This is a genomic window from Thermophilibacter sp. (assembly GCF_966187215.1).
The window spans coordinates 1-5,827 of record NZ_CBIFYV010000026.1 but is presented as its reverse complement, the minus strand read 5'-3'; the positions used below and the strand labels follow the sequence as shown (position 1 = coordinate 5,827).

At 74.4% G+C, this 5,827-nt stretch carries 5 protein-coding genes and 1 tRNA gene; 2 read left to right on the top strand and 4 right to left on the bottom strand.

Going from position 1 to position 5,827, the window contains the following annotated elements:
* Positions 1-133: 133 nt before the first annotated feature.
* Positions 134-1,063, bottom strand: coding sequence for a WYL domain-containing protein (locus ACWTSU_RS02580; protein WP_455138316.1), 930 nt, complete (start codon positions 1,061-1,063; stop codon positions 134-136).
* Positions 1,056-2,021 (bottom strand): helix-turn-helix transcriptional regulator, encoded by a 966-nt coding sequence (locus ACWTSU_RS02575; protein WP_455138315.1) that lies wholly within the window; start codon positions 2,019-2,021, stop codon positions 1,056-1,058. Before ACWTSU_RS02575 ends, ACWTSU_RS02580 begins: the two co-directional genes overlap by 8 nt.
* A 146-nt stretch (positions 2,022-2,167) precedes the next feature.
* On the opposite strand from ACWTSU_RS02575, the gene ACWTSU_RS02570 reads away from it, so the two are divergent.
* Entirely contained in the window at positions 2,168-4,363 is a 2,196-nt protein-coding gene (locus ACWTSU_RS02570) for a hypothetical protein (RefSeq protein ID WP_455138314.1), read from the top strand.
* A 22-nt stretch (positions 4,364-4,385) separates the two neighbouring features.
* Here ACWTSU_RS02570 and ACWTSU_RS02565 read toward each other — a convergent pair whose 3' ends face one another.
* Positions 4,386-4,571 carry a hypothetical protein gene (locus ACWTSU_RS02565; protein WP_455138313.1) on the bottom strand — a complete coding sequence of 62 codons (186 nt, stop codon included), beginning with the start codon at positions 4,569-4,571 and terminating at the stop codon, positions 4,386-4,388.
* A gap of 200 nt (positions 4,572-4,771) precedes the next feature.
* Positions 4,772-5,317, bottom strand: coding sequence for a biotin transporter BioY (locus tag ACWTSU_RS02560; protein ID WP_455138312.1), 546 nt, complete (start codon positions 5,315-5,317; stop codon positions 4,772-4,774).
* Positions 5,318-5,622: 305 nt separating this feature from the next.
* Here ACWTSU_RS02560 and ACWTSU_RS02555 point away from each other — a divergent pair.
* Positions 5,623-5,697 (top strand) — tRNA-Gly (locus ACWTSU_RS02555).
* Positions 5,698-5,827: the final 130 nt, after the last annotated feature.

Genomic DNA, 5,827 nt, shown 5'->3' with positions numbered 1-5,827 from the left:
TGGGGCCAACAATGGGGGCCGCGACACCAGCCTCGGGCGCCGCCGCTAGTGGGACAGTGGGAATGGAGTTGTTTCTCACATAGTCGTGGTGGGAAAAACACCTCCGTCCCCATTGTCCCGCCCATTGTCCCAGTCACGCCAGGGCGTCGTCCGCGAGCTCCCGGACCCGCGCGGCGAGCTCGGGGTCGTCGGTCGCGCAGGTGCCGCCGCAGGCCGCGACCATGCGGACGAGCCACGAGCCCCCGTACCACGGCGTCCGCGCGCGCACGGTGCCGTCGCCGCGCGCGGGCTCGACGTCCAGCTCGTGCCAGGGGAGAAGCTCCAGATAGCTCGGGTCCGAGAAGGTCAGGCCCACGGTGCGCGCGGACGCGTGGTCCCCGCGCGGCGACGGCACGGGCCTCTCGCCGGGCTCCGTCTCGCGGACGCCGCCCATGCGGTCCACGCGGAAGGTGCGCTCGCCCGAGCGCCCGAGGTCGAACGCGTCGAGCAGCCAGGCGCCGTCCTCGCAGCGCAGGGCCGTCGGGCGCACCGAGCGCTCGGCAGCCTCGGTCTCGCCGAGGCGGCGGTAGGAGAAGGCGAGGTCCCGGTGACCCGCCAGCGCACGTGCGCAGACGGCGAGCGCGCCGGCCTCGCCCTCGTCCGCGCGGGCGCCTGTGATGCGGCGCGCGAGCCCCTCGTCGACGGGGTCGGCGGCGAGCGCCGACTCGAGCCGCGCGCGCAGGGGGTCGTCCTCGCCCACGCCGAGCCGGTCGAGCGCAGCGGCCAGGGCGAGCGTCTCCGAGCGGGTGAGGCGCAGCGCGCGGCCGCGCGTCCCGTCGCCGCTGACGAGTGCGAGCATCCCGTCGTCCTCGGTGAGGGGCAGCCCGGAGCCGGCCGTGGTGCGGGCCGTGAGCACCAGCGAGAGGAGCTTCTCGGCACGTTCCCGCGAGACCCCGAGACGCGCCGCCACGGCACCCGCGTCGAGCGCGTCCCCGGCCTCCGAGAGGCTGGAGACGAGCGTCACCAGCTCGCGCGCCTCCTCGAGAGAGCCGGGCCTGCCACCGACCCTGCGCGGCTCAGCCATGGGCGAGCACCCCCTCGAGCAGGTCGCGCCAGGAGGACACGAGCCCGTTGGGGCCGACCGGCGCGACCCCCATGGCGACGGCCCAGCACGCGGCCGCGCGCTCGTCGCTCACCGGCACGCGCCAGACCAGCGCGCCTCCCTCGCGCGAGAAGCTCCCCTGCGCCCCCGCCGCGCGCCTGATGTCGGCCTCGCGGTCGTCGGGCACCTCGAAGACGCCCTCGGTCGAGACGGGCCCCATCTGGAAGGGGAGGCGGCGCCAGTCGGCCACCGAGAAGTCCGCGGGCGGCCGGACGCTGACCTTGGGGAGCTCGCGGGCGCGCTCGAAGCGGTCGAGCCGGTACGTGCGCGTGCCGCCCTCGACGGCGCGTCCGTCGCCGTCGAGCCGGCCGGCGACGAGATAGGTCGCGCCACGCAGGCAGAAGAGGCCGTAGGGGGCCAGCGCGCGCTCCGAGCGCCGGCCGCGCGCGTCCACGTAGACGGCCTCGGCGGCATGGCCGGCGGCGAGGCACGAGCGCAGTGCCCGCGCCGCGGCGCTCTCGGGTTCGGTCGGGCTGGCGGGGACGCCGTCGCTCACGGCGAAGGCGCGCGAGAGCTTCGCGAGCGCCAGGCGGAGCTCACCGGCGAGCGGGAAGTCCCCCTGGTCGAGCAGGGGTCGGCAGGCCGCCTCCAGGGCGGCCGCCTCCAGCGGCGAGAGCTCGGCGCCGCCCGCGAACGAGCGGGTCTCGTCTACCTCCCATGCCGACGCCCCGCCGGGGACCGGGCGCTCGGTGACCACGACGCCGCACGCGGCGAGCGCCTCGCGGTCGCGTGCCCAGGCACGGCGGAAGCTGTCCGCCGAGAGGCCCGGGTAGTGGGCCCGCGCGATGTCGGCCGAGCCAACCGGCGCGCGGGCGCTCATGAACTCGAGGGCGAGCGAGCAGATTCTCCTCGCGCGCTCGTCGTCTCTTGAAAGCTCCACGGCCCCTCCCGTCAGGCGCCCCGCTCGCGTCCGTCTGTTGAGTCGTCTGCGTCTTTCCCGCGAAGCCCGAGGACAAGACGTATACTCTTTTGATTGTATGCACGCCGCGCGGCGACGCCCGCGACACTCGCGAAAAGGATGCTCGCATGGCCATGACACACGACTACCTCGACCATCTCAACGAGACGATCGGCATATCCCCCGCAAACAGCCAGGAGGAGCTGCAGGCCGCGCAGGTCGTCGCCGAGCTCATGTCCCGCCACGACGTCGAGCCGCGCGTCGAGGACTTCGAGGCGCCCCTGCTCTCGGGCCTCACGGGCGCCATCCTCTCCGTCGCCATGTTCCTGGGCGTCCTCGTCTCGGGGTTCGGCGCCCTGCCGCTGACCCTCGTCGGCCTCGTCCTGGCCGCGATACCCGCCGTGAGGTCGGTCATGAGGCTCTTCGGGCGCGAGCTTCCGCTGTCGTTCGGGCCGCGGGCGCAGAGCCAGAACGTGGTGGCCGTCCACCGCGCCACCGGCCCGCTCGTGACCAAGGGGAGTCGCACCATCGTGGTGGCGGCCCACTATGACACCCCGCGCGAGAACCTCCTCGTCACCTCCCCCCTGGCGCCCTACCTCACGCTCATCCACAAGGTCCAGGTCCCCTGCTCGTTCGCGGTGCTGCTGTGCGCCTTCGTCCAGCTCCTGGGCTTCCTGCCCAGCCCCGTCCGCATCATCCTGTGGATCGCGGGCATCCTCGCCGCCGTCCCCGCGCTCGTGGTCGCCGTGGGGTCCATCGCGGAGCGCACGGCGGCGTGCACGCTGGGCGCCAACGACAACAAGGCCGCCGTGGCCGCGATGCTCGGCGTCCTCGAGAACGTCCGCCCGAGCGGCGAGAAGCCCCGCGAGCGCCCGGTGGCCCCCGTCGTCGAGGAGCCGACCGCCGAGACCGTCCCGGACGAGGGCGAGGCCCCGGGCGAGGGAGAGCTCGCTGCCGAGGCCGAGCCGGCCACGGCCGCCGCTCCGTACGAGGACGCGGCGCCGGCCGAGCCGGAGCCCGAGGGCGTCCCGGGCGTCCGCCACGGCGCGGAGGTCCTGCGCGCGCTCGGCATCCTGCCCGAGAGCTGCGAGATCGTCTACGAGGCCGTGGGGCGCCCCGCCGGCTCCACCACCGAGATCCCCGTCGCGCGCCCGGCCGCCCCGGTGAGCGAGCCCGAGCCCGCCCCCGCCGACGAGACCGCTTCCGTCGCCGTGCCCGAGCCCCCCGACGAGGTCGCGGCGGAGGCCGCCGACGAGACGGCGCAGACCACGCGCGCCGACCTTCTCGCCTCCGGGCGCTTTGACGAGGGGGTCGAGGAGGGGTACGGCGTCGGTCCCAAGGACACGACCGGCGTCCTGACCCTCGCGGACGACGCCACGGCCGACGAGCTCGAGGCCACGGCTCCCGCGACGCCCGTCCAGCGCCCCGAGGCCCCCAGCGATCCCGAGTGGGGCAAGACGAGCTACCGCCCGCAGCTCTCGAGCGTCGCCCGCCGTGCCTCCCTCTACGACCTGCCCGACCCCTCGGGCGAGGAGGTCGACCCCTTTGACGCGACCGACCCCGGCGCCACGCGCGTCCAGGCTCCCCAGGAGGTCGGACCCGCCCCCGAGCCACTCTCGACGATCGGCCCGGAGGACCTCGACGAGGCCTCCCGCGCCCCGCGGCTCGGCGGCCTGAGGGGCCTGCTCTCCCGCTTCGGGCGGCGTAGGTCCGGCGGTCGCGACGCCGAGGACGACGGCGCCGGCGACGACGGCTCCTGGCGCGGCGGTGCGGCCATGAGGGGCGGCCTGCGCCTCGTGGACGCCGAGGACGATCCCGCCGAGGACGCCCCCACCGACGACGAGCTCCGCGACGCCGTTCTCAAGCTCGGCGACGACGCGCTCATCGCGCACGACATCTGGTTCGTCGCGCTCGGCGGCTCGGCGCTCGACCACGCGGGCATGCGCTCGTTCCTCGCCGCGCACCGCTCAGAGATCCGCGGGTGCTTCGTGGTCAACCTCGACTGCGTGGGCGCCGGCGAGCTCACGGTCCTGCGCAACGAGGGCCTCGAGGAGACGCGCCGCGGCGACCGCCGGATTACGCGCCTGCTCACCGGCGCCGCGTCCGACCTCCACATGGAGCTCGCCCAGGCGCCGCACGACTGGGGCGACACCGACGCCACCCCGGCCATGCGCTCGTCGCTTCGCTCGGTCACGGTCATGGGCCTTGACGAGAACGGTCTGCCCGCCCTCTCGCACACCCCCAACGACGTGCCCGACAACGTGAGCGGCGACCAGGCCGCCGACGTCGCGGCGCTCGTCACCGAGATGATTCGGCGCTCCTAGGAGATCCGTCGGACCCGGTGCCCTAGGGCGCCGCGACGGACAGCGCCCGGCGCCCGGCGTGTCCCACGGCGGGCATGACGGTCCCGCGCGGCTCGTCGCCCCCGCGAAGGCGCGCCCGCGGCAGCGGGGCGCCGTCCCGCGAGCGACGGTCCTCGGACGGTGGCTCGCGCCCGCCCCCGCACGCGCCTCGCATCGATCTTCTCGCCATGTGCCCTCCCGTCGCTCGGTGATGGGAGGGCACACGTTACGCGAGGTCGCTTGCACGAACCTTCCGCCTGGCCGACCGCTGGCTGACGCGTCGCTGACCCGAGGCGCCGCGCACCGGCCGCGTCGTGGGGGCGAGCCCCTCGTCACAACATCGCGCCCGCCGAGCGGCGCCGCGGGGCTCCATCAAACGGACACGGACGCTCAGCGGACCCCGGCGCGCGGGACGGCCTCGAGCGCGCGTCGGACGCGGCGGCCCGCGGTGACGCCCACCGCCGCCTTCACGAGGTCGGGCACCACGAAGGGTAGCACGGCGGACCCCAGCGCCGCCGCGGGGCCCACGCCCAGCACGACCATGAGCTGGATCGTTCCGGCGGCGTAGGACGCGACGAGCACGCAGCCCGCGGCGAGCCACGCCCGTGGCCCGCTCGCGGCCCCAGCGTCCTCGCCGACGACGAGGGCGGCCAGCGCCTCGCCGACGAGGAAGCCCCACAGAAAGCCGCCCGTGGGCCCGGCCAGCACGCCCGGTCCACCCTGCATGCCCGAGAAGACCGGCAGGCCCGCCGCACCCAGGAGCAGGTAGACGGCAACCGACGTCACGGCCGCCCGCCCGCCGAGCGCCACCGGCAGCAGCGCGAGCACGAGCGTCTGGAGCGTGAACGGCACCGGGCCCAGCGCGAGGCTCACCGCCGCGCTCACGGCCAGCAGCGCGACCGCCACCCCGCACCTCGTGACGTTGCCAACGGACATGTGAACCTCCCGTCTCGTCCTTCTCGCCAGAGTATGGACGATGGCGACGTCGCCGCGTCCGCCAAGACGGCAACGCGCCCGCACATCCCCACATTCCCAAACCCTCCCTCAACAACACGCAAAAACTGACATTCATAAACCTTAATCCAGCAAATATATGAATATGAAATCATATTTTGCGGGTTAAATGGACGGCGCGACCAAGGCTGTCCGCCCGCCGTCCGCCCGCCGCGCGCGCAAATCGCCGCCGCCGACGGGATGCGGCTTGCCCCGGCGCCGCGCGGACGGGTATACTTCCCTCGCATGCGGGCATCGCCAAGTGGTAAGGCATCAGCTTCCCAAGCTGACACTCGCGGGTTCGAGTCCCGTTGCCCTCTCCATGACTCCACGGGCCCTCCGGGGCCCTTTTTCGTGCGCGGCCCTTCGCCGCGCGCCGAGCGAAAGGACCACCGTGCCCACCCTCCCCATGACCGACGCCGAGTGCCTCTGCGCGACCGATGCGCTCTCCGA

Excerpts from the sequence above, each read along its gene's own strand:
- ACWTSU_RS02560 (WP_455138312.1), bottom strand. The coding sequence starts at position 5,317 with ATGTCCGTTGGCAACGTCACGAGGTGCGGGGTGGCGGTCGCGCTGCTG.
- ACWTSU_RS02565 (WP_455138313.1), bottom strand. The coding sequence starts at position 4,571 with ATGGCGAGAAGATCGATGCGAGGCGCGTGCGGGGGCGGGCGCGAGCCA.
- ACWTSU_RS02570 (WP_455138314.1), top strand. The coding sequence starts at position 2,168 with ATGGCCATGACACACGACTACCTCGACCATCTCAACGAGACGATCGGC.
- ACWTSU_RS02580 (WP_455138316.1), bottom strand. The coding sequence starts at position 1,063 with ATGGCTGAGCCGCGCAGGGTCGGTGGCAGGCCCGGCTCTCTCGAGGAG.